The following is a 25,012-nucleotide window of genomic DNA, read 5'->3' as shown; positions in this document are numbered from 1 at the left end:
TTTCATTTATTTAAATCTGTCGTTTTCTGAGCACGTATGAATAGAAATTGCGGTTTTTTGGTCAGTTTTTCATATTTATCGGGTATTGCATGTTTGAATTCATCTGTAGGCATCGGCTCAATCAGCTTCTCAATGACAAAACCATTCAAATGGAGTGGTTTAAGTATTTCATTCAATGGCCTCCGAAAAAATTGAACTTCAACCTTACCATCTGGTGTGTCCCATTCATCTGTCAATAATTCCGTTGCAAAATAATTGTCACGTTCAAATTCGACATAATCCATGAATGGATGATGAACTGAAAATATGAGTCTTCCTTTATCTTTCAGAATTCGGTTGAATTCTCTCATCGGCAGTTCCCAATTCTTCAGATAATGAAGTGTCAATGGGGATACGATTAAATCCATCGAATGATCATCAATCATGTCCAATGGTTCATTGAGGTCAGACTGGAAGACTTCCGCTCTGTCGCCAACTCGCTTTTTCGTAAACTTTACCATATTCGGACTGAAATCGATGGAAGTGATTTGGGCAGCACTCTGTTTAATGAACCATTCTGTGTACCATCCTGCACCACAGCCAGCATCCAAAACATGTTTCCCTTCGATATCCGGTAGCAGTGATAACGTGCCCGGTCGTTCGTAATACGCATTGAATGGTTTTGTATCTACAAATCGAGCATAGTAATCCGCCAGTTCTTCATACGCATTAAATGAAATCAAGTCTTTCACGTTGAACATCTCCTACGGCTATAATGATGAAAAAATCGTCAAAATTCGTATATGGTAGGGAAGAATCCTGCGGACTATAGTCAACAGGTGTCATGATCTTCGACCTTTACTACAGGGTAATAGATCCAACCTTCCTGTGTAGCGGTTTCCAGTTTAATACAAGGCTCCTTAAGGAATATATTCTTCAGGACCTCCCCATTTCCTGCGTATAGAAGTGCGAGTAGAGCACAAATTGCTGCATCATATGCGTCTGTATGGATTGGGATGTTATCAGGTATCAATGAGAGAATTTTGTTTTTTATATCTGAAGGTTTAAAGCTTTTAATCAATGCTGGATAGACCTCGATGATGACCTTGTCCCCCCTTGTCCACCTTTGTTGTGGATGGATAACGAATGATTGTTCATGATACCAATTCATAGCATAGGTGATCGCAAGTGTCGCATTGTTACCAAGTTTATCAAATGGTGCAGACAATGGTTTTTTTCCGAACCTCTCATATACATGCCGTTCGGTTTCGCGATAGGCGTATGGATTGAAGATTTCTTTGGAAGGCTTTTCGACAGAAGTTCGTTCATTATTGACTAGCTTTTTATATTCAAGAGGAAAACCCAACGATGCATCTATCCCGAGCACGGTGGTGTCAAAATCCTCGATCGAGACGGAATGATCCAGTTGATGAATGATGTTTTGCGGTGTCCATAGGGTATGATCGATGATTTTCGTATTCTTCGGTTTTCCGATCCATTGAAGTTCTTTAGACTGCGTATTGAACGTACAAGCTGCGATCCCCTGTTTGGTACCCATCCATCCCCCTACATCCCAACCGATTCCTAGAAGTATTGCCATCGTCTATATCACATCCTGCTTATTTTTGCTCTAGTAATAACCGTAGGGAGAAAAATGCAAATACAGTTCCTTTGAGACGATTGATCCAACTTAAAACTGTCACATTACTCCAAAGTTTTTCTCCGATTGTACCTGCTGAAATAGACAATACAATGAATATCAGAAGAGCTTGTACGATGAAGAGTAAACCTAGAATTGTCATCTGAACCGGAATAGGCCCGTTGTTTACCTTTACAAATTGAGGCAGGAAGGCCAAAAAGAAAATCGACACTTTAGGATTCAAGATATTCATGAAAATACCTTTACGATAAAGATTCATCAACGTGTATTGCTTTACTTTTTGCTGTTCGGGCTTGGCATTTTCTCGGAAAGCTTGGATTGCTAAGTATAACAGGTAGATTGCGCCGGCAACTTTTATGATCGTGAAAGCTAGGCTGGATTGATAAAGGATCGCCGAAATTCCTACTGCAGCAGCCAACGTATGAGCGATCAGTCCCGTACAAAGTCCAAGGCCAGTTGCAATCCCTGCCTTTTTTCCATGTGAAACGCTCTGTGCGAATACAAACATGAAGTCTGGTCCGGGTGTGATGGTCAATAAGATCGAGGCAAATAGAAAATAACTGATCGTGTTCAAATCCATATGTAACTTCCCCTTTAAAGTCAATTATACTAAGTATCTATCATACCAGATCGGGATGGTAAGGGGACTATTAGCCCCCCTCACATTTATTGTGATGGTTCGGCAATCTTGACGATATATTTACCTATATTTTCTCCAGTAAATAAACCTAAGAACGCATCAGGAATATTGTCAAACCCTTCAACGACCGTTTCCCGATAAGAAAGTTTACCTTCTTGAAGCCATTTAGCCAGGTCTTTGACGGCATCCTCAAAGTAAGCACCATAATCTGAAACGATGAAGCCTTTCATCAAGGCACTGTTGATGAGCAGATTCGGTTGGACACGGATTCCGAGGTCAGGCTTCTCAAGGTTATATAATGAAATCTGGCCACAAATTGGTATACGTGCTCCTTTATTGATCAGCCGCAAGACAGCATCAGAGACTTCCCCACCGACATTATCGTAATAAACATCGACTCCGTCTTTACATGCTTCTTTTAGTTGTTGTTTGAATGATTCAGACTTATAATTGACGGTTACATCAAAGCCAAGTTCGTCTTTGAGATATGCCAGTTTTTCATCCGATCCTGCAATCCCTACGATGCGTGCCCCCGCAATTTTCGCTATTTGACCGACGACGGTACCTACTGCTCCGGCCGCACCGGAAACGACCACTGTTTCCCCTGGTTCAGGCTTCCCGATGTCAAGCAAACCGAAATATGCTGTAATACCTGGCATTCCGAGTACGCCTAAATGCGCCGTAACAGGAGCTTGTTGTGGATCGATCTTTCGAAGCGATTCTTCAGACGCTGTTTGATAGGTTGCCCAGCCAAGATTACCAATGACCAGATCCCCGACTTGATACTCTGTACTGTTACTGGTGACGACTTCAGCAATAACACCGCCAGAAATGACCTCTCCAACAGCATAAGGTTCTACATAAGATTTCTGATCATTCATCCTTCCTCTCATGTATGGATCGACGGAAATATATAATGCTTTAAGTAAAACTTCCCCACTTTCAGGTTCATTCAACTGTGACTCTGTCCATTCAAAGTTCTCGTGGCTCGGCATTCCAACAGGTCTTTTTGCTAAACGTATTTGTTTTGAAGTTCGTTCGTCCATAATTAATCCCACCTTTAAGACAATGTTCTTATATTATAATTTTCTAGAGGTTAAAAATAAAACAGTTTGCTTGAAACGTCAGAGGATTGGTTTTACAGAATTTATGATATAATAACCGGATGACATGGATCAGGAGTTTACGATATGTTCGAGACACATACAAAGACACAGAAGCTTAAACAATTCTTATACATTCTTTTCCCGATATTGATCACCCAGGTCGGCTTGTTAGCGATGAATTTCTTCGATACCTTGATGAGTGGACAAGCAGGTGCGGAGGACTTAGCAGGAGTTGCGATCGGCTCAAGTATTTGGGTTCCTGTTTTTACAGGATTAAGTGGCATTCTTATGGCGTTGACCCCTATCGTATCGCAGCTGATCGGGGGTAATAGAAAAGATAAGGTGCCTTTTTCAGTTATTCAAACGATTTATCTTGCTATATTTCTATCCCTTGCGATAGTGGTAATAGGTGTGTTCATTTTGATGCCAATCATAAATGCGATGGATCTTACAGCCCAAGTGAGCCATATTGCATTCCATTATCTGATTGGATTATCGTTTGGAATCCTTCCATTGTTCGTCTATACAGGGATAAGGAGTTTCATTGATGCTTTGGGAGAAACGAAAACGACGATGTTCATCACCCTGCTCTCTCTTCCTATCAATATCTTATTCAATTATCTTCTTATATTTGGGAAACTTGGACTTCCAAAGCTGGGAGGGATCGGTGCAGGATACGCATCTGCTATTACCTATTGGTTTATCATGTTCGTAGCCATCATCGTTGTACATAAAAATCCGCCATTCTCCATCTATAGAATTTTTCGAAACTGGTTCCCTGTTTCTCTTACCGCATGGAAAGAAGTATTGAAAATCGGAGTACCAATCGGTCTTGCAATCTTTTTTGAAGTGAGTATTTTTGCGGCTGTAACTCTTCTCATGAGCCGATTCGATACGATCACCATCGCAGCGCATCAGGCAGCGATCAATTTTGCCTCTTTACTTTACATGGGCCCGCTGAGTGTCTCTATGACACTGACGATTGCCGTTGGGTTTGAAGTCGGTGCAAAACGTCTGAAAGATGCAAAAGAGTACAGCCTTTTAGGAATCGTTATTGCGCTCTTTTTAGCGTGTGTTTCAGCTGCCTTTCTATGGTTATTTAATGAACAGATAGCTGGGCTGTATACAAAAGAACCAGCTGTGTTGAAATTGATTGCCCATTTCTTGATTTATGCTATATTCTTTCAGCTTTCAGATGCGATTGCAGCTCCGATACAAGGAGCCCTGCGTGGTTATAAGGATGTCAATATGACCCTGGTGATGGCGCTGATTTCATATTGGGTCGTAGGGCTGCCTTTAGGGTATATCCTTGCAAACCACACAACTTTTGGACCATTTGGTTATTGGATCGGCTTAAGTTCTGGATTGACGACTGGAGCTATTACGTTATATTTGCGTCTACGGTATTTACAACGGCGATATGCAGCTTCCTTAAAATCCACTAGAATATACCGATAATAGAAATAAGCTAGATGGTCAGGAGGTGGAATATTCAACGATGGAGTTATCGTCATTTATGGCAAACAATCTTCAACAATTAAGGCATACGGTGAACATGAATTTGTTGAATGGGAATTTAGCAACTCAAGCGGCACAGAGTACAGTGATGTTGAAGGATTTTGAAGAAGCGCAACAAGCCGTTATAGCCAAACACCCTACTTCAGGAAATATGATTGATTTGAAAGGCTGACGCCTTGCAAAAAAAGAAGCGGAGTCGACCAACTAGAAAATGGTTTGGATTTCTAGTGAGTCTTCTCCGCATTTTATGAATTATATCCCAAATTTCATGTCATTCTCCTTGGGGTTGCATACCTAAAATAATCGACTCCTGCAGCTCTCTGCCACTTCATAACAAAGATCCGCACATTTTTGCGTTTGGCTCGAATCGTTTGAAGAGCATTCATTTCCGCAAGCTTCACAAATCAACTCGCAAAGCTGGCAGATTTCCTTAGCAAACGGTGTTTCCCTTTGTAGGGCAGTAATTATATATGAACAAATATCATAGCATTCCAACATAAGCTTTTCGCAATCATTGGAAGCTTGTGATGGGGATTTAATATTGTGTTCTTCAAGCCAGTCTGCACACAAGTCTTTACACGATAGACATAGTTCTATGATGTTCTTATCTCTCTCTAGAGCCATTTTTTACGCCTCCATCAGTATGTTAATATACTTTATCCGTTATGAGGTGAGGATAAACGTATTCTGAGCATTATTCATGCATCATTCGACGATTTCGTGAAGTTTCTCATAAATCCGGATAATATCTTCTATTTTCATTCTGACAAGGCCGCTTGACGATGGGGCGACGAATTCTTTCATTCCTGAAATGACAGGCTCTATCTGCAATCCCCACTCTACATTTCGTCTTCCGCTATACTGATTATATACACCTTTTCCTACGAAGCAGACTACCTTCGGTTGATATCTCTTTAGTTTCTTCTTCAACGTCTCTTTTCCGTCTTTATATTCTGCTTTTGTGATTTCAGCAGCCTCTTTTGTCGGCCGTTCAACGATATTGGTGAACCCATAACGAAACTTTGTAAGCAAAAGCCTGTCTTCTACCGGAGCATAAACGCAGTCTGTCAACCCAGATTGATAGAGGATGTTCCAGAAACGATTTCTAGGATTTGCGTAATGGTGACCCATCTCACCAGAAAGGATACTAGGATTGAAGCCCACGAATACGATTTTCAGGTCATCATCAAGTATATCTGGTATCGGTTCAAGCATTAAATTCCTCCTTGTTTTTACTGTGTTTCTTTTTTCCGAACAGTCATACCGCCGGAAAGAACGAATTTCATCGCTTCTTCTGGTTTCATATCTAATATTTGAACATCTGATTTTGGTATGAGAAATGTCATTCCTGCTACCTGGAATGTTTGTGGAACATAAACAGCGATATGGTCAACCAGTGGGTCAGCGATGGAATCGATATCCTCGGAAGTTACGAAACCAATTGATTTCATATTCGTACCGGGAATATGAACTAGGGCAACCTTAGAAAACGACTTCTTCTCCCCTAGGAAAGATTGGATTGTATCTTTAATGACACTATATAAGCTTTTCACAAACGGGATACGATCAAGGAACTTATCCAAGAGCTCTACAATTTTTCCGCTTAAATATTGTCTCGATAACCAACCCAGAACCGTAATTAGCACGATGGATGCCAGTAAGCCAAGCCCTGGTACATAATCTTCCTTCAATATTCTCCTGAACGTATTTCCAAGAATGTTGTCCAAGAATTCAAATACTTTGATGACCACATATATGACCAGGATGATCGGTAAGACGGTCACAACCCCATTCAAGAAATTTTTAGCGAGAGCCTTCATGTCAACCTCCAATTGATATATTCTTTTGTTGTAGATGGACTTTTATAAATTATATATTTGGTTTACGCGAAATTCACTCCCTTACCGCGGGCAAACGAAAAGCGGAAGCAAACCGATTAGTCACGTAGGTCACTGGAAAACTGACGAAGAGGCTCGAACCAAACAAAGACTTGGTTCTGCGTGGGCTCACTCATAAGGCTGTCAATCAATGTGTCGACCGGCACAGGAAGTTTGAAGTGATCCACGTGACTGGTCGCTGAGCTAGACATCACTTCCCTGTTTTAACCCACTTCCGCAATCCTCCTCACTTGCAAAGGATGTGGTGGCTTTTAGTTAGAATGTGGGTTCTCGCCTGGCTCGCTAATCCCGCAGGAGTGTCGTGAAATTTCGTTTTATAAAACCACTAACCAATCAACAATTATAACATTATCTAGTGAAAAAGAGTGACCTCAAAGGATACAATCACCCTTTAGGCCACCCTGCTCTATTTACAACAACATTCATTATATCATGTTCGTTCATAAACCCCATATTTCAGGATATCAATATATTGATCAAGCCGATTAAGCAACGGATTGAAATCTTCAAGCAGATCTTCTTCTTTCCCTTTATATTGCCGCAATAGCCCCCGATTGAATTGATCCATGACATTCAATACATATTCTAAAACAAACTCTTTCGTCAAACCAGTTCGTATTTGTTCTTCATGTAAATAATCGAAAAGTTGATTCGCATTGAATTGCATCATTTGTTTGTACAGTTTTTCGTATAAAACAGTGATGTCTTTTTCTAAGTCCTTTGGTGTATTGAAAAATCCATTGATCAAAATAAGGTATTCATTCGTATGTTTAGAAAAGAAGTTCATTTTCAAGATAGCGACTTTTTTGATTCGTTCAAAAAAGTCTTTTTCTGTCTCAGCTTCCAAGTGATCAAATACTTGATCGGTCACAAGCCGTGCAGAGCGTTCCAACAAGAATAGATACAACGTCTTCTTGTTTTTAAAATAATGGAACAATAATCCTTTAGAGATTTCTGCTCGCTCTATAATTTTATTTGTTGAGGTATTTTCAAAACCGTTTTCAGCAAACTCCTCTAAACAGGCATTTATGATCTGTTGTTTCTTCTTTTCAGGCAATCTTTCAAAAGTTGGATTCATGAACGTGTTACCACCTTAAACTGCAATATCTTTTTTTCGGTAATATATAAACGATGCTATCGTACAAATCAACATGATACCTGCCATGATCAAAATATACAAACCATCGAGTGCTTCATTCTTGATAATATCTGCTGGATCCACATATTCAAATGGGCTGAAATACTTCACCACTTCTAATTGATCAGATACGCTTGAGATCACCTGTAGGAAGTAGGTGATGAATACTAACCCGACCGTTACTGATAGGATTTGTCGCCCCTTTCTCAATACTGTTGACAGTAAAAACGCAATTGATGCAAACGTGAAATGCAACAAGATCGGCGCGAATGACAAAAGTAGGAATGGTACGAATTCAAATGACCCATCATCTACAATGATAAATGCAGCAAAGTTGAACAAAGATACGAAAACATTAAATAAAATAATATTTACAATCACCACAAATAATTTTTGAGTGAGCATTTCTGATCTTGTTATCGGTTTTGATAGCAAGAATTCGATCGTTTTCTCACCCTCTTCTTTCGCAACCATATTCCCGGCTAATAAGACAACATAAATGCTCCCAATCAATGTAATTAACATATAGCCTTCGATTGCGTAGAAACCAAGTACTGTTCCTAGACTTACCTGGTCCATATTGAAAGCTTTTTTGATTCCTTCAGGGTATGCGGACATCAATGCTTCCAAATTTTCTTGTTGTTTTGCGAAGTCAGGAAAGATCTGCATCATTAGGAATACTAACCCACCGAGAATGACCGACCATATTAGTAAGCCGCGGAAATTCCATTTGAATTCCTGTTTGAAAATCATTCTTCTGTCCCCCCATTCACCTCTGACTCATAGAAATGCATGAAGATCTCATCAAGTGATGGTTCCTCGATCACTACATCGCGATAGGACTCTTGGCTCAAGGCATGTATGAGTTTATGGATATCCCCCCGGAACAGAATGCTTAACGTATGGCCGATCAGTTCTTGTTGGATGATTCCATCGAAACCAAGGTCGATCTTCTGACCTTCCTCCAATAAAATCGTGACTGTCTTGAACTGGTTTTTTGTGAGATTTTCAATCGTATCATTTGCAATCAATCGTCCTTCCTTGATGATCGCAACACGATCACACATCTTTTGTACTTCACTTAAAATGTGTGAGGAGAAGAAAATTGTTACACCCTTCTTCTTTTCTTCAAGTAAGAGATCGAAAAAAGTATGCTGCATCAACGGGTCAAGACCACCAGTCGGTTCATCCATGATCAAGATCCGAGGTTCATGCAACAAGGCTTGAACGATCCCGACCTTTTTTCGATTACCAAATGAAAGATCTTCAAATCGCTTGTTCAAATCCAATTCCAATCGCTCGGAAAGTTCCTGGATTCTCTTTTTTGCAGTTGGTTTTCTGTAAAATCCTGCTGAATAATTCAGCAGTGCTTTCACCTTCATATTTTCATAGTAATGGACTTCAGAAGGAAGATAGCCTACCTCTTGTTTGATTTCTTTTGATTCAGTGATGATATCCTTACCAAAAATTTCAGCAGAACCGTTTGTAGGATAGATGAAATTAAGCAGTGTTCGGATCGTGGTACTTTTTCCTGCCCCATTCGGTCCTATGAAACCATACACTTCCCCTTCTTCAACAGAAAATGTAAGATCGGAAACTGCCTGATGTTTTCCGTAATATTTTGTGAGGTTGATCATTTCTATCGCTTTCATTGCAAGCCCCCCTTTGGTAATTGACCACCTAGTCAATATCCATTTTACTCCAGTTTGACCAAGTGGTCAATTTTTTTCAGAGAATAATCTTAAGAACTTGATGTTATGTACCTCCTTCTAAATAACGGCGACTAAGGCTCATCTTGCGTTTGAGATTGGACTCAGCGATTTTCTATACTAAGATTGGATGAAGCGAAATTCATGACACTCCTGTGGGAACAGCGAGCCTGGCGAGACCCCGCACTCAATAATAGGATCTTCGAGTATAATAATGATCTTCGATACCTACAAAAATTGGATTTTAACTACAAACGTTTATCTACAAAATATGGAAATTATCTACAAAAACAAAAATCGGTTCTACAATGAATAAAGTGACCGGTAATTCGGTCGCTTCCTAATACAAGGATCAGAATTGCTGACGTTTTACACCAGATAATTTAAAAAGGACTGCCGTATTCTGACAGTCCATTCTTACTATTAAAAATCAAAATTATCTGGATCGGGTCCAAACCGTTCATTTCGATTCAATGCATCGATCTTGATTATTTCTTCCTCCGTCAATTGGAAATTGAATAAATCAGTGTTCGCATAGATCCGTTCTTCATGGACAGATTTCGGAATCGTTATGATTCCATGCTGTAAATCCCAGCGAAGGATGACTTGTGCTGGTGATTTTCCATAGCGGCGCCCTATCTGGATTAAATCAGGATGATCGAGTAGTTTTCCATGCATCAACGGGGACCAAGCCACAACTTGGATGTCGTTCGCTTCACAGAACATCCGCACTTCTTCTTGAATTAATCGTGGATGGAACTCAATCTGATTCACCATCGGTTTGATTTCTGAGTCCTTCATCAAGTCTTCTAAATGATGACCATTGAAATTACAAACCCCGATCGCTTTCGTATGCCCCTCTTTATAGAGCTTTTCCATTGCTTTCCACGTTTCCTTGTACAGACCTTCAACTGGCCAGTGTATAAGATAAAGGTCCACATAATCGAGACCAAGTTTATCAAGACTTCTTTCAAAAGAGGTCAAAGTTCGGTCATAGCCCTGTCCTTTATTCCATACTTTAGTGGTGATGAATAGTTCGTCTCTGGGGATACCTGTTTCTCGGATAGCTTGGCCAACCCCTTCCTCGTTCCGGTAGATGGCAGCTGTATCAATGCTTCTGTAACCTCCTTCTAGTGCTGTTTTTACAGATTGGATGACTTCCTTCCCGTCTTCTATTTTATATACACCGAAACCTAAACAAGGCATTCTGACACCATTATGTAGCTGCACTGAATCTTGTATACTCTTAATCAATCTCTTCACTCCTTAGGTGCGATATGCGGTCGTCCTTATTGACCGATTGAAATAGTTCTGTAAGTTGCTCAGTCAATAGATTGAGAATCTGTTTATCTTTCACATACTGAAAATGAGAAGCAGGGTTCCAGCTTGTCAACAGATTACCGGTATTCACTTCTCTATCTTCCTGGATCACCATACCATAAGCATCACTAATGGTTTTTAATGGATAAGCGAGAATATCGTCGCGATCGTAAATATTCCACCAGCCCCCCTCCCCATCTGGATAATGCTTGTAAAAGCCCCAAGAAGGGACTTTTATCGGTCGGTCAAAATCGGTGTAACGTAAACTCCATAAAGCCAATGGTGATCCGAGAGAAATGAATCGTGCAAGTGTTTCCCCCTTTTCCAGGGGAGTAGCATTTTCCGTCCACTCCTCAATATATGCCATTCGATCTGAGGTTTTTTGTAAATCATAAAAGAGATTACTAGTGATCACTGTCCCTAAACTGTGTCCGATGACAATGAGAGGCGCCTTTGCTCCAGCCTTTTCACTTAGTTTTGTCAATGCCTTGAAATAGATTTCATGTACTTGTTCATAATTTTGAAATTGGTCGCTTGTAGGCTGATAAGCAATGGCATCACCTAAAAATTCAATCACGAATTTCCTTAATACGGAGAAATCGAGACGATCACTTTTCTGGACGGCCTCCCATAAGTCCTTCTCCCTTTGATTGAATACCTCACCCCAGTAAATTGGTTGGAAGATAAATTCCTTACCTGTGTATGTGCGACCTTGATCCTTCAACCATTTTTCCAACTTTTTTTGTAAATTTTCGATGAGGATCTCAGCAAAATCCTCTTTTTGGATACCGGCCCCATGTATGACTGCTACTGCGATTGGTTGCACGTTTTAAGTCCCCCTAATCATATTGATTGAATTTATTAAGATGTGCCCAATAAATTGATCGATCTCATACGGCCATTTTATGGTTTTCGTCATCAGTATATGTTCCACCTCCTTCATTTTTCATAGATTCACATAACAAAGGGGATTGAAGATCGTTTTAATATGTAAATGAATAGGACTGACCTTGTCTGGCAAGTCCTTATCGGTTCATCTTTTTGACTTTATTCCTCTAGACACATCCAATAAACCTGCTCCGATTGATTCACGGTCGAAATCCATTTTTACTGTATTATTGATAAGAAGGTTATAAATTTCTTTTTCAGTCAGTTTACGATTCAGCTTCTCTTCATACCCTTGGATCAATAAAGCCGCTGCCCCAGCTACATGAGGAGTAGCCATCGAGGTTCCTGATAATTCGGCATATCTTGTCCCCGTATAGGTTGATAAAATATTTACTCCCGGTGCGACCAGGTCAATCTCATCGTTCGTATTTGTAAAAAGTGCAGGTTTCCGATCTTCCGTCATAGCTCCTACACATACCACTTCTGGATAGAAACCAGGATACGTATGGTCAAATGATTTTGAAATCTTATCCCCTAAATTTCCTGCTGCACAAACGACAAGAATATTATTTGCAACAGCTCGTCTCACTGCAGATTGCAAACGAGGATCATGGACTGGTCCTCCTAGTGACATTGAAATCACTCTAACCCGTTCTTTGCCAGGCCCTCTCCAATTTATTGCGTAATGTATGCCTCTGATCAAACTATCATAAGAACTTGTACCGTTCGAGCGTATGACTTTTAAAATTAACAGGTTCGCCTCAGGTGCTACACCCGCGACTCCATGACCGTTCATCTCTGCAGCGATCGTACCAGCGACATGCGTACCGTGGAAATGATTATCTGAATAATTTCTCGGATCCCCATTATGATCTGAAGTAAAATTCCTTCCCCCGATGATTCTATTTTTGAGATCAGGATGATTCGTTTGACAGCCTGTATCTAGAACAGCAATGACAACGCCTTTACCTTTATAGCCCAGGTCCCACATCTTCTCTGCATTGATCATTTCAACACCATAGGGGATTTCTTGGCTGAATTCATTCTTGTTTCTTATCTTTGTGGGAAACAGTTGTAGGTCTGACATGCATTTATCTCCTTTTCACTTAAATCACAATTCTCTTACTCTTAGTAGATTCAAGTGAAAGGGTATTGGTATAGGGAGTTGTCCCAATAAATGCAAAAAAGGGGCTGACCCATAAGTGTCTTGATATTCCTAATAATTGTGACACTCTGTTAAAGGATCAACCCATATTTTTATTCATCTCGAGCCAGACGTATTCCACTGTATTGCCACCGTTTATCAGGATGGAAAAAGTTACGGTATGAGTGCCTCACATGGGTAGAATGGGTTGCGCAAGACCCTCCTCTAAGTACCATTTGATTACACATGAATTTTGCATTGTATTCACCTAATGTACCCTCAAGCGGCTTCGATCCAGGGTAAAGCGTGTAAGGGCTGGATGTCCACTCCCATACATCTCCGAAAACCTTATACATTTTATTGTCTGAGTGATAGTCGCTATTAGGATGAAACATCTCATTATCGGCAAAGTTTCCACTAATTTCAATATTTTTCATCGCATGTTCCCATTCGGTCTCTGTAGGCAGTCGGTTTCCGGACCACCTTGCAAATGCATCTGCTTCATAAAAACTGATATGTGTGACTGGTGCATCAAGTTCCACCTCCTTCATCCCAGAAAGTGTGAATGTGTACCAGTTTCCATCGATGTTCTCCCAATACAATGGAGATTCCCAGTGATCGTCTTTTAATTTCGCCCAGCCTTCTGATAGCCAAAATGCAGGTTCTTGATATCCACAATCTTCTATGAAATCTAGATATTCCCCATTTGTCACTGGTCGATTTGCAATTGCGTAAGCGTCCAACCAGGACTTATGACTCGGCCTTTCATTGTCAAAAGAAAATCCTTCATCTGAATAGCCAGTTTCAACAATTCCTTCTTGAAATGTGATCCACTCCATATCTGGTAGAGATGAACCTGATTCGTTTCTTTTAACATGATAGAGCGGTTTTAAAGGGTTGATGGAAAAATTGTATTTGATATCCGTGATAAGGAGTTCCTGGTGTTGCTGTTCGTGATGTAATCCGATTTCCAGGATCGGAGCAATTTCTTCCAACTTATTTTCATTACAGTTCTCTAAGAAGTTAAGCATGCTTTCATCTACATGTTGTCTGTATTGGATAATTTCTTTAACAGATGGCCTTGAAAGGAGGCCTCTTGCATGTCTAGGGTATGGTTTACCATGTGTCTCATAATAGGAGTTGAATAAATAGTCGAATGTTTCATTGAATCGATTGTACTTTGGATGATAAGGAATGAGTATAAACGTTTCGAAAAACCAGGTCGTATGCGCAAGATGCCACTTTGGAGGACTGACATCAGGGATCGATTGAACGACAAAATCTTCTGGTTCTAATGGTGCTGTGAGTTGATCTGAAAATGCTCTGATCTGTTGGTAGCTTTTCAACAACAAACTGGATTTTTGTTCAGTAATGGACAATGGGTTCGCTCCTCTCTTGACCTATATCTATTTTCTATTTTGACTCTTCCCTTCCTCTTTTGCTTACAAACCAACAGCCTAAAATCAAATCCCCAAATAAAGAAAACTTAGTAAAGCCAAGCCTTAGCGCAGGCTGAGCCTTAGTTACCCTACTTTCTTTAAATATGAAAAAAGCTGGCTATCGCCAGCTTTGCAGAATATTGTCTATCGTTCTTTTTCCTTATTTTCCTGTTTCTCTAAATCAATCGGTTCATCTCTTGCAAATTCTTCCCTTGCAATTTTAGAGCCTTTTGGTGGACGGTTGATCGTCCCTTGCCGCTTGTGATCGAAATTTTTGCCTCTACCCACTCTTTAAACCTCCTTAAGGTGAATATAATAAATGTTTTTATTATTTATTAAAAGGATAGCCTAATACCGTAGTTTTTAATCGTGAGTAGTAGATAAGGCTTTAGCTGATATAAGCGGCTTTATGCTGATTCATCAAGAATGAATGACATTCATCGGCAACTTCTCTGCCTTCACGGATCGCCCAGACGACCAGACTTTGACCACGTCTTGCATCTCCCGCAGCGAATACACCTTCCTGATTGGTCATATAACTGGATTTTTTCGTCCAAATCAACCCTCTATCTGTATTCTTCAAATTGAATTGATCCAAGAAATCTTTTTCAGGTCCAGTAAAACCGATGGCGATCAGCACGAGTTGCGTATCCCATTCCTTTTCTGTTCCAGGGATTTCTTTGGTAATGATTTCGCCATCCACTAATTCTTTCTTGACTTGGACCGTTTGAAGAGACTTAAGTGAACCATCATCTGAAGTTTCAAAGCGCTTCGTTAAAATTTCGTATTCCCTTGGGTCCTTCTTGTATTTTTTGTACGCTTCTTCATACGCGTATTCTAAAGAAAAGGTTAAAGGGAAATGTGGCCACGGATTATCATCTGTCCGGTCCTTAGGCTGTTCAGGATGTTTACCGAACTGTACGACACTTTTGCAATTTTGACGTAATGCCGTTGCCACACAGTCTGCACCAGTATCTCCTCCGCCAATGACGATGACATCTTTACCTTCTGCAGAAATTGGGAATTCCGATCCATCGTTCAAGGCTTTCGTCGACCTTGTTAAATAGTCCATTGCAAAGTGGACGCCTTTACTTTCCCTTTTTTCAATCGGAAGGTCACGAGGCTGCTGCGCTCCTGTACAGACAATGACAGCATCATAATCCTTCGTAAGTTGTTCGCGGCTGATATCGACGCCGATTTCCGTATTGAGCTTGAATTCGATCTCTTCCTCTTTCAAAAGGTTGACTCGACGTTCTACAGTCTCTTTTTCAAGCTTCATATTCGGAATTCCATACATGAGCAATCCGCCAGCACGGTCATCCCTTTCAAAAACAGTCACCCAATGACCGGCTTTATTTAATTGGTCAGCCGCAGCCAATCCTGCTGGTCCTGAGCCGACGATTGCAACTTTCTTACCCGTCCTGTGGGTTGGAGGTTCTGGTTGGACCCAACCGTTGTCAAAGCCGCGTTCAATGATTTCATTCTCAATCGACTTGATCGTCACAGGGTCGCTGTTAATTGCAAGTGTACATGAACCTTCACACGGTGCTGGACATACTCTGCCGGTGAATTCCGGGAAATTGTTGGTCTCATCCAATCGAGCAAGTGCTTGTTTCCATTTTCCTTGATACACAAGCTCATTGAATTCAGGAATTAAATTATTGATCGGACACCCGATTGCGGAACGACCCCATTCTGCCCCTGTATGACAAAATGGTGTACCGCAGTCCATGCACCTGGCGCTTTGTTCTTTCATATCTTTTTCGGAATGTCGAAGGGTGTATTCTCCCCAATCCTTCGTCCTCGTCAATGGATTGCGTTCCGGATTTTTCTTCCGAGGATATGTTAGGAATCCTTTTACTTTACTCATATCAACCCCTCCTTCTATTTTTTTTACCTGATTTTAAAGGTAAGAGGCTGACCAATGATCTGGCCAGACCCCTTTTGTTTAATTTGGTATTTTTGCGACCTTTTCACGATCGTTCTCATTTTCAGTGAGTGTACGTTTGAATTCTTCAGGAATGATTTTCACGAACTGTGAAACAGACTCATTCCAATTGCTGAGCAATTGTTTCGCTCTCTTGCTGCCAGTATATTGAACGTGCTTGAGAAGCATTGCATGGATATGTTGAATTTCATCATAATCCTCAAGTTTTTCAAACAATACCATTTCGCGGTTACAATGTCTCTTGACAGACCTTCTATCAGGATTCCAGATATAAGCGATACCGCCAGACATACCAGCAGCAAAGTTTTTCCCTATTGATCCTAGTACAATGACTTTACCACCTGTCATATATTCACAACCGTTATCACCTAAACCTTCAACTACCGCATGGACACCACTGTTCCGTACAGCGAAACGTTCTCCTGCAGAACCGTTGATATAGACTTCGCCATCAGTAGCTCCAAACAATGAAACATTACCAATGATCACTTCTTCCATTTGCCGGACAATCGATTTTGAACTTGGAGCGACAATGATTTTTCCGCCTGATAGTCCTTTACCGACATAGTCGTTCGCATCTCCGTTGACTCTCAACGTAATCCCCTTTGGAACGAATGCGCCGAAACTTTGTCCCGCAGATCCATTGAAAGTGAGATCGATCGTATCTTCAGGCAGTCCTTTACCGCCATATCGTTTAGTAACTTCATAACCTAAACGCGTACCTACTGCTCTGTCTGTATTACGTATCGGAAGTGTCAACGAAATCGGTTGTTGATTGATGATGTTGTTTTCGACTGTTGGTATGATTTCAGCAAGATCAAGATGGTTTTCATCATATTCAGTCCGATAAGGACGGTCCTTCTTCTTCCATTCTTCGTCTGATTGGATCAGTAATGGTGTAAGGTCCATCTGTTTCGCCTTTGGATGTTGATAGGATTTTTCATTCAGTTTCAGAAGGTCAGTCCTTCCGACCAATTCATCCATCGTTTTTACACCAAGCTGTGCCATGATTTCGCGAATTTCTTCAGCGATGAATCGCATATAATTCACGACATGGCCTGCTTCACCCATGAATTTTTTACGTAGTTCCGGGTTTTGAGTTGCGATCCCTACTGGACACGTATCTAGGTGACAAGCTCTCATTAAGATACATCCAAGTACGACAAGTGGTGCCGTTGAGAAACCGTATTCTTCAGCACCTAGAAGCGCAGCTTTGACGACATCTTTCCCGGTCATCAATTTCCCATCTGTTTCGACGACTACTTTATCACGTAAATTGTTTAATACGAGCGTCTGATGTGCCTCAGCCAAACCAAGTTCCCAAGGAAGTCCCGCGTGGCGTATGCTCGTTTTTGGAGAAGCGCCTGTTCCTCCTTCGTAACCACTTATAAGGATGACATCAGCTTTTCCTTTTGCGACTCCTGCAGCAATGGTACCTACACCTGACTTTGCAACCAATTTCACACTGATCCGTGCATTTGGGTTGGCGTGCTTCAAGTCATAGATCAATTGGGACAAGTCCTCGATCGAATAGATATCATGGTGAGGAGGGGGTGAAATCAAACCCACACCAGGCGTAGACTTACGAACTTCCGCAATCCACGGGTGGACCTTTTTACCTGGAAGGTGTCCCCCTTCTCCGGGCTTCGCTCCCTGTGCCATCTTGATTTGGATTTCATCCGCACTTGAGAGATAATGACTGTTTACTCCGAAACGTCCTGATGCAACCTGTTTGATTGCACTTTTTCGGATATCACCGTTCTTATCAGGGATAAACCGATCAGGGTCTTCGCCACCTTCTCCCGAGTTGCTTTTTCCTCCAATGCGGTTCATAGCGACCGCTAAGATTTCATGGGCTTCTTTACTTAATGAGCCATAAGACATTGCACCTGTTTTGAAGCGTTTGAAAATCGCTTCAGCTGGCTCCACCTGTTCAATCGGTATCGATTCATTTTCCGTTTTGATATCCAATAAATCACGGAGGTACGTGATGCTTTCATTAGAAGCCAACTCAGAAAAACGTTCATAAAGCTCTTTATTGTTTGTCCTGCAGGCATGCTGGAGAGTATGGATCGTTTCCGGATTGAAGGAATGATATTCTCCATTCTTTCTCCATTGCATCGTACCGCCTGATTCCAATAGAGAATCTTTTTCAACAAATGCTTTTCTGTGCCGTTTTAAAGATTCTTCCGCAATCGTTTCCAAGCCGATGCCGCTTAACTTCGAAGCAGTCCCCGTAAAGTACTTGGAGATGACTTCTTCATCGATTCCGATCGCTTCAAATGTTTGTGCTCCTCGATAACTTTGAATCGTTGAAATACCCATTTTTGACATCACTTTCACAATTCCTGAAGTAGCAGCTTCTCTATATCGTTCAACCGCTTCCTCGTAGTCATAATCAGTGATGTGTTCTTGATCGATCAAATCTTCGATCGTGCGATAAGCAAGGTATGGATAGATCATGTCTGCACCGAACCCTATGAGCATTGAGAATTGATGCACATCACGGGCTTCAGCTGTTTCTACAATAATGCTTGCTTTCGTACGCAATCCTTTCCGGACTAGGAAATGGTGTAACCCACTTACCATGAGCAACGACGGGATTGGAACATTTTTTTCGTTCATGTCTCGATCAGTTAGCACGATCAACGGAATGCCTTGAGCAATCGTCGCTTCGACTTTTTCGAAGATCTCTTCCAAACGTGACTCTAGGGAAGCTGTTCCTTTATCTGCAGAGAAACAATAAGAAATTTTCTTCGAAAGGAAATCATTTCGTCCGTTATGGATAATTTCTTCGTATTCCTGTTTGCGAAGGATTGGTGTATAAAGTCTGATCCGTTTACAATGCTGCGGGCCTTCCTCCAATACATTACTCTTAGGTCCGAGGTAAGATGTAGTGGATGTAACACCTTTTTCCCTGATCGCATCAATCGGTGGATTGGTTACTTGTGCGAATAATTGCTTGAAATAATTGAATAACAATTGCGGTTTATCGGACAATACGGCCAGCGGTGTATCATTCCCCATCGAACCGATCGGATCTTTCTGTTCATTGATCATCGGGACGATGTTTTTGGTGATCTCCTCATTCGTAAATCCGTGTGTGATCTGATAGGTTAATAGCTGATCATCAGACAGACCTTCAAAACTATGACCATCGATACGTCCATTCAGTTGGACCAATGATTCATTCAGCCATTTTCGGTATGGGTGCTCTGTTGCAATTGAACGTTTTATATCGTCATTCAATAAAACTTCATTCTTTTCAAGGTCGATCAGGATCATTTCACCAGGAGCTAGACGCCCTTTCTGGACAACTCTATCCTGTTCGACGTCCAGGACGCCTACCTCCGATGAGAAGATGATCGTATTGTCATCTGTCAAGTAATAACGTGCTGGACGTAGTCCATTACGGTCGATAGAAGCACCGATCTGCCTTCCGTTCGTATAGGCAAGTGCTGTCGGTCCATCCCATGGTTCCATGATACAGCTTAAATATTCAAAACAAGCTCGTTCTGGATCTTTCATCTGTTCATTAAAGTCCCATGCTTCAGGCACCATCAACATAGCCGTGTGGGAAATTGATCTTCCATTCATCACCAGATACTCGAAAGCTTGATCGAGCATACCAGAATCGCTGCCCTCAGTTGAAATGACAGGAAGAAGCTCATTGTGTCTTCCTCCAAACACATTGGAAACAGCGGCGCTTTCCCTTGCTTTCATCCAGTTCACATTCCCTGTGATGGTATTGATTTCACCGTTATGCATGATCATTCTGTTCGGGTGTGCTCTTTCCCATGAAGGAAACGTATTCGTACTATATCTTGAATGGACCATTCCGAACATCGACGTACACGCAGGGTCATCAAGATCAAGGTAGAATTGATCCAACTGATAAGATGTGAGCATACCTTTATAAACAATTGTACTTGGCGACAGGCTTGCAATGTAAAATGGGCCGTCTTGTACATTTATTTCATCAACGACACGTTTTTCAATAATTCTACGAATTAAATATAGATGTTGCTCGAACTTTTGAACAGAGCGGATATCGTCTGGTCGTTTAATGAAGAGTTGACGAATATAAGGCATCGTTTGTCTAGAGGTCGATGTAACGATATCTTCATTAACAGGGACCGTCCTCCATCCGATCAATTGAAGGTTTTCTTCTTCTGCAATTTCTTCAATAAGACTTTCAATCTGGCTCCGTACCTTCTGCTCTTGCGGAAGGAACAACATACCGACAGCATATTCTCCTTGTTTCGGCAGGAAATTGTTCCATTTTTTCCTGAATAGCTGATCCGGTATTTGTACCATGATTCCAGCTCCGTCCCCAGAGTCTGGGTCTGATCCCTGGCCACCTCTATGCTCAAGTCGACAAAGCATTGTAATAGCATCTTTAATTGTTTGATGTGTAGCAACCCCATCAACTTTTGCGACAAATCCGATTCCACAAGCATCACTCTCAAAATCAGGATCATATAATCCTTGTTTTTGTGGAAGACCAGTTCGAATCATAGTATCACCCCATCTGCATTTATTTTAATGTTAGGTATCTATACCCGATAATTCCTTGTTTTTCCACTATTCATTTCGAAAATTTCTGACAAAAAGGTTTGTTTTCATAATAGGGGTTTTCTGTTATGCTTTCAATATATAAATTCGATAGAATTGATCTCATTTTGAGATCAAGCGCTTACAAGGATTGATATGATGGAACTTAGACAAATCAAATATTTTATAAAAGTTGCAGAAATGGAGCATGTCAGCGACGCCGCTGCAGAGTTACACGTCGCACAATCTGCTGTCAGCCGTCAAATTGCGAATCTTGAAGAAGAATTGGGTGTGAAGTTATTCTTCAGAGAAGGCAGGAACATCCGATTGACCCCAGTCGGAAGGATCTTTTTGGATCATGTGAAGATAGCTATCGTTGAGTTAGATAAAGCAAAACAAGAGGTCTATGAATTCTTGAATCCAGAAACGGGGACAATCCGGCTCGGTTTTCCAACCAGCCTTGCTGCGAAAACTTTGCCACAGGTCATTTCAGCATTTCGAAAAGAGCATCCACAGATCGGGTTCCAATTACGCCAGGGAACAGTACCGGAATTGACGACGGCGGTGATCCAAGGGCATATCGATCTCGCCTTTGTTTCCCCTGTACCTAAAAAACAGATGGATGTTAAGGGACAAATCTTTTTTACGGAGAAAGTAATGGCCTTACTTCCACTCAATCATCCATTAGCGGATGAACCCTATCTCCGGTTGGTTCAATTACGGCATGATTCCTTCGTCCTTTTTCGCCAAGGATACAATTTGAGGGATACTGTGATGCGAGCCTGTCAACAGGTTGGATTCAACCCGCGGATCGCTTTTGAAGGTGAGGATGTTGATACGATAAAAGGTCTCGTATCCGCAGGACTTGGTGTCAGCCTGTTACCTGAAATTACACTCCACGGGACGAGGGAACAGGAATGGAAGGCGGTAGAAATCGTTGAACCGAATGTGACTCGGACCGTCGGTATTGTCATTCCACAAAACCGCGAGCTTGCTCCGTCTGAAAAAATCTTTTTCGAATTCCTCAAACAATTTTATGAAAAACTGAACCGGTTCGGTGAATAATAGGAAAAGAGGCTGAGCACAATGTCAGCCTCTTATCAACAAAAGTTCTATTCACTATCAGGAATCATCTGTTTACTCCTATGGCTTTATACTGAATTGCATTGTCACCCATTCATTACTCTTTATCGTGTCAATCAGTTGGTATTCATTCGCTATAAAATAATCCACTAGTTTATCCATGCTCCACTCGACGATTCCGGAGATAAGGAAATGATTCACTTTCCGATCAAAGAAATCCTGTTTCTCCATTATACATATTGTTTCGTTTGACCCAATATTAATGAAAACCCAATCAATCGTTATTGGGGTTTTTAATTTTTCTTGGATTAAATCCTTCTGATCTGGCTGGATGACTTTTATATTATTTAACTCAGCGTTAAGTCGTACTTCCCGTTCACAAGGTTCGATGTCAAGTGCAATAACTGTCTCTGCCCCTTTCATTGCTGCAGCGACACTTAGAACACCTGAACCCGTTCCAACATCAATAATGGTTTTGTCCGAAAAATCTTTATCCAGGATCATTTTGAGGCAATCTCTGGTTGTTTCATGCGAACCTGTTCCGAAGCCTCCCATCGAGTCAAGAATGATCGAGTACTTGGTAGAAGGATCCTCTTCTGGTGATATGATCTCCCATTCTTCAGTGATTGGAATGGCGGGATTCGGCTGCTGCCAATCCTGGAGTATGGATTTCTCATATGTAATAGCATCACTTTCAATGTTAAACAGCCTGGATATTACTTGAATTGTCTCGCTAGGTGACACTGATTCACTGATGATATGCATTCGAACATTTTTAGTTTCTTCTATTTGATATTGATACCCATTTTCGTTGCGTGAAACTGCAATGGGCTGATCGTAATACGTATTGAAAAAACCTGCAGCAGCCAGTTTCTCCATTGCTTCATCAGCCTTTACGTAAGGTATATCTAAATTAAACTGGTATTCCATGACATTCTCCTTATTCATTCCTTCGGTTAAAGGTAAACCCGTTTGAAATGGGTATGGACTCTTGAGAAATTGGCGATGATGGTAACTAAAAAGGTGATTTCATATGGAATTATATCGTATTTTCTATACCTTTCGCACAAGAGAATTGAATTTCCTAACCATTACCGGGATGGATATGGTCCATCATAAGTTATTTTCGGTATTGGTGTACTCCCCTGAGGATTCGATCGACTTGGATCATTCTTTGTCACCAGATATTCCTTCCTCTTTAAAAAGTCTCTTACTTGAACAAAAGCACCAGATTGATACGGGGTACTATGATTTAGCATCATGGGAAACAAATGTGATACATTAATTTAACGGTCTAGATCGATTGGTAATCTGGATTTCTTTTGTAATTTTTTAATGATATACGATATCAGAGCAATAAAGACAATGCCGATCAAAATAGCGACGATTTGCTCCATATTACCAGTAGCAAGGCTGCTTCCAAAAAAATTCAATAAAAATACACCAGGAATCATCCCACATAAAGTCCCAGTAACATATGGCCGGAAACCAACATTAGAAAGTCCAGAGGCGATACTAACCAAATCATAATTCAAAAATGGTACTACCCTTAAAAATAATACGTAAAAGAACCCTCTCTCATCAATGCTTTTCTGAAGCTTTTGTGTACGATTCCATTGTTGTACCTGAAACTGATGCCCGAATGTTCGTACTATGATGAAAGTCAATGAAGCACCAATTAAAGTTCCTGTAATCGTCAATAATGTCCCGAGTAGGACACCGAATGCAAGTCCGCCGGCTATTGAGAGAATCATCATTGGAAAGAAAATGAACGGACGAAGTGAACAAAACACTAGATAAATGACAGGTGAAAAGATTCCGAAAGAAACAATCCAGTCTCTTACGTTTTTTGTATCATAGCTTACATAATTCCGTCCTATCCACACTAAAAGAATGAAAAATAAGATGATTGAGCTGTATTTCAATATTTTCATAATGATATTCATTAACAAAGCCCTTTCTCATGAAGAGTCAATATATGTAGTACTCTTTACTAAAAGTGCTGTACAGTTTGTTTTCTGCGAAATTCACTCACTTTCCGCGGGCAGACGAAAAGCGGAAGCGACCCGATTAGTCACGAAGGTCACTGGAAAACTGACGAGGAGGCTCGAACCAAACAAAGACTTGGTTCTGCGTGGGCCAACTCATAAGGATGTCAATCAATGTGTCGACCGCCGCAGGCAGTTTGAAGTGATCCGTGACTGGTCGCTGAGCTAGACTTCACTTCCTGCATTTACCTATTCCGTAAGCCTCCTCACTTGCACAGGATTTCAACACAAAAATGGAATCATTATGCTGACTTCGACGTTCACCATAGGACGTGGTGGTATTTAGTCGAAGTTCATTATTATAGTCGAAGATCCTTTTAGAAACTGCGGGGTCTCGCTTGGCTCGCTGTTCCCGATAAGAACTTCTCTAAATAAATCAATAATAAACAAAACAGAGCCAGCTTAAGATAAGCTTGCTCTGTAATATATGTCATGTCAAATGATTGTGTACATTCGATAATTATTTTAGTTTACATAATATAATTATGTTATCCTTCATCTTTTGATAATTTGACTAAAGATTTGATTTTCTTATGGATTTTAGCTTCACTGTAGTGTTTTTCAGCATATTTTGTTTCGAATTTATCCATTTCCATGAAGATTTTTTTATCGGGAGAGACAGTGACATCCATTTCAGGATACTTCCTCTCTACTTTCTTTTTGACTTTTTTCGTAATTTCCTTTAATTGAAAACGATCTACAGTCGTAATTTTGATGGCAATCAATAAATCGTCCTGGGCTTGCATGATTTTAACATCCTCTACCCCTTTCATCTTTTTGATGTTCTTTTCTAATGAGGTTCCTTCTTCCGTCGCCATTTCCTGTGTTGTAATCGTATTTTGTTTTTCAGTCTTGTGATCAAAATTACATCCTGCCAATAAAGAAATCAACACAATAACAGTCCAAAGCTTTTTCATTCGGAATTGAAAATGTAACATCC

The 25,012-nt window shown here is 40.8% G+C and carries 24 protein-coding genes; 4 read left to right on the top strand and 20 right to left on the bottom strand.

Annotation, left to right across the window (positions count from 1 at the left end; genetic code table 11):
* Positions 1-2 precede the first annotated feature (2 nt).
* The 4 genes from KOL94_RS05720 to KOL94_RS05705 form a co-directional block, all read right to left on the bottom strand.
* The gene (locus KOL94_RS05720; RefSeq protein WP_311775105.1) at positions 3-731 is read right to left on the bottom strand and encodes a class I SAM-dependent methyltransferase; all 729 of its coding nucleotides are present in this window, start codon (positions 729-731) and stop codon (positions 3-5) included.
* 80 nt (positions 732-811) lie between these two features.
* On the bottom strand, positions 812-1,579 hold the full coding sequence (locus KOL94_RS05715) for a DUF429 domain-containing protein (RefSeq protein WP_221564865.1): 768 nt from the start codon (positions 1,577-1,579) through the stop codon (positions 812-814).
* 19 nt (positions 1,580-1,598) lie between these two features.
* Positions 1,599-2,219 carry a LysE family translocator gene (locus tag KOL94_RS05710; protein ID WP_221564863.1) on the bottom strand — a complete coding sequence of 207 codons (621 nt, stop codon included), beginning with the start codon at positions 2,217-2,219 and terminating at the stop codon, positions 1,599-1,601.
* 86 nt (positions 2,220-2,305) lie between these two features.
* Positions 2,306-3,325, bottom strand: a complete 1,020-nt coding sequence (locus KOL94_RS05705) for an NADP-dependent oxidoreductase (protein ID WP_221564861.1) — start codon at positions 3,323-3,325, stop codon at positions 2,306-2,308.
* Between the two features lie 144 nt (positions 3,326-3,469).
* Here KOL94_RS05705 and KOL94_RS05700 point away from each other — a divergent pair, with 144 nt between their 5' ends.
* Positions 3,470-4,843 (top strand): MATE family efflux transporter, encoded by a 1,374-nt coding sequence (locus KOL94_RS05700; protein ID WP_221564859.1) that lies wholly within the window; start codon positions 3,470-3,472, stop codon positions 4,841-4,843.
* Between the two features lie 40 nt (positions 4,844-4,883).
* Positions 4,884-5,075 (top strand): polyribonucleotide nucleotidyltransferase, encoded by a 192-nt coding sequence (locus KOL94_RS05695; RefSeq protein WP_221564858.1) that lies wholly within the window; start codon positions 4,884-4,886, stop codon positions 5,073-5,075.
* A gap of 122 nt (positions 5,076-5,197) precedes the next feature.
* On the opposite strand, the gene KOL94_RS25860 is transcribed toward KOL94_RS05695, so the two are convergent.
* The 13 genes from KOL94_RS25860 to gltB all read right to left on the bottom strand — a co-directional run bounded on the left by KOL94_RS25860 (position 5,198) and on the right by gltB (position 20,905).
* A complete protein-coding gene (locus KOL94_RS25860; RefSeq protein ID WP_483298062.1) occupies positions 5,198-5,527 on the bottom strand; it encodes a four-helix bundle copper-binding protein in 330 nt (109 codons plus the stop codon).
* Between the two features lie 81 nt (positions 5,528-5,608).
* Positions 5,609-6,118 (bottom strand): mismatch-specific DNA-glycosylase, encoded by a 510-nt coding sequence (locus tag KOL94_RS05690; protein WP_221564856.1) that lies wholly within the window; start codon positions 6,116-6,118, stop codon positions 5,609-5,611.
* Positions 6,119-6,135: 17 nt separating this feature from the next.
* On the bottom strand, positions 6,136-6,723 hold the full coding sequence (locus KOL94_RS05685; protein WP_221564854.1) for a DUF502 domain-containing protein: 588 nt from the start codon (positions 6,721-6,723) through the stop codon (positions 6,136-6,138).
* A 508-nt stretch (positions 6,724-7,231) separates the two neighbouring features.
* Positions 7,232-7,879, bottom strand: coding sequence for a TetR/AcrR family transcriptional regulator (locus KOL94_RS05680; protein ID WP_221564851.1), 648 nt, complete (start codon positions 7,877-7,879; stop codon positions 7,232-7,234).
* 15 nt (positions 7,880-7,894) lie between these two features.
* Entirely contained in the window at positions 7,895-8,692 is a 798-nt protein-coding gene (locus tag KOL94_RS05675) for an ABC transporter permease subunit (RefSeq protein ID WP_221564849.1), read from the bottom strand.
* A complete protein-coding gene (locus KOL94_RS05670) occupies positions 8,689-9,591 on the bottom strand; it encodes an ABC transporter ATP-binding protein (protein WP_221564847.1) in 903 nt (300 codons plus the stop codon). The genes KOL94_RS05675 and KOL94_RS05670 overlap by 4 nt, the downstream gene beginning before the upstream one ends.
* Positions 9,592-10,071: 480 nt before the next feature.
* Positions 10,072-10,899 (bottom strand): aldo/keto reductase, encoded by an 828-nt coding sequence (locus tag KOL94_RS05665; RefSeq protein ID WP_311775168.1) that lies wholly within the window; start codon positions 10,897-10,899, stop codon positions 10,072-10,074.
* The gene (locus KOL94_RS05660; protein WP_221564845.1) at positions 10,895-11,794 is read right to left on the bottom strand and encodes a chemotaxis protein; all 900 of its coding nucleotides are present in this window, start codon (positions 11,792-11,794) and stop codon (positions 10,895-10,897) included. Before KOL94_RS05660 ends, KOL94_RS05665 begins: the two co-directional genes overlap by 5 nt.
* 207 nt (positions 11,795-12,001) lie before the next feature.
* Positions 12,002-12,943 (bottom strand): S8 family peptidase, encoded by a 942-nt coding sequence (locus KOL94_RS05655; protein WP_221564843.1) that lies wholly within the window; start codon positions 12,941-12,943, stop codon positions 12,002-12,004.
* Between the two features lie 170 nt (positions 12,944-13,113).
* Entirely contained in the window at positions 13,114-14,379 is a 1,266-nt protein-coding gene (gene egtB / locus KOL94_RS05650) for an ergothioneine biosynthesis protein EgtB (protein ID WP_260412212.1), read from the bottom strand.
* Positions 14,380-14,583: 204 nt separating this feature from the next.
* Positions 14,584-14,727, bottom strand: a complete 144-nt coding sequence (locus KOL94_RS05645; RefSeq protein ID WP_221564841.1) for a hypothetical protein — start codon at positions 14,725-14,727, stop codon at positions 14,584-14,586.
* Between the two features lie 100 nt (positions 14,728-14,827).
* Positions 14,828-16,309, bottom strand: coding sequence for a glutamate synthase subunit beta (locus KOL94_RS05640; protein ID WP_221564839.1), 1,482 nt, complete (start codon positions 16,307-16,309; stop codon positions 14,828-14,830).
* A 78-nt stretch (positions 16,310-16,387) separates the two neighbouring features.
* Positions 16,388-20,905, bottom strand: a complete 4,518-nt coding sequence (gene gltB / locus KOL94_RS05635) for a glutamate synthase large subunit (protein ID WP_221564837.1) — start codon at positions 20,903-20,905, stop codon at positions 16,388-16,390.
* A gap of 195 nt (positions 20,906-21,100) precedes the next feature.
* Here gltB and gltC point away from each other — a divergent pair, with 195 nt between their 5' ends.
* On the top strand, positions 21,101-22,006 hold the full coding sequence (gene gltC, locus KOL94_RS05630) for a glutamate biosynthesis transcriptional regulator GltC (protein ID WP_221564835.1): 906 nt from the start codon (positions 21,101-21,103) through the stop codon (positions 22,004-22,006).
* Between the two features lie 78 nt (positions 22,007-22,084).
* On the opposite strand, the gene KOL94_RS05625 is transcribed toward gltC, so the two are convergent.
* Entirely contained in the window at positions 22,085-22,954 is an 870-nt protein-coding gene (locus tag KOL94_RS05625; RefSeq protein WP_221564833.1) for a 50S ribosomal protein L11 methyltransferase, read from the bottom strand.
* 103 nt (positions 22,955-23,057) lie between these two features.
* On the opposite strand from KOL94_RS05625, the gene KOL94_RS05620 reads away from it, so the two are divergent.
* The gene (locus tag KOL94_RS05620; protein WP_221564831.1) at positions 23,058-23,309 is read left to right on the top strand and encodes a hypothetical protein; all 252 of its coding nucleotides are present in this window, start codon (positions 23,058-23,060) and stop codon (positions 23,307-23,309) included.
* Between the two features lies 1 nt (position 23,310).
* On the opposite strand, the gene KOL94_RS05615 is transcribed toward KOL94_RS05620, so the two are convergent.
* Positions 23,311-23,958: a TVP38/TMEM64 family protein gene (locus tag KOL94_RS05615; RefSeq protein WP_221564829.1), complete on the bottom strand. Its 648-nt coding sequence runs from the start codon at positions 23,956-23,958 to the stop codon at positions 23,311-23,313.
* Positions 23,959-24,560: 602 nt separating this feature from the next.
* Positions 24,561-24,989, bottom strand: coding sequence for a YhcN/YlaJ family sporulation lipoprotein (locus KOL94_RS05610; RefSeq protein WP_221564827.1), 429 nt, complete (start codon positions 24,987-24,989; stop codon positions 24,561-24,563).
* Between the last annotated feature and the right edge of the window lie 23 nt (positions 24,990-25,012).

The sequence above is a fragment of the Alkalihalobacillus sp. TS-13 genome, from assembly GCF_019720915.1.
In the GTDB taxonomy this organism is placed as follows: Bacteria; Bacillota; Bacilli; order Bacillales; family Fictibacillaceae; genus Pseudalkalibacillus.
This window is presented reverse-complemented; position numbering and strand designations above follow the sequence as displayed.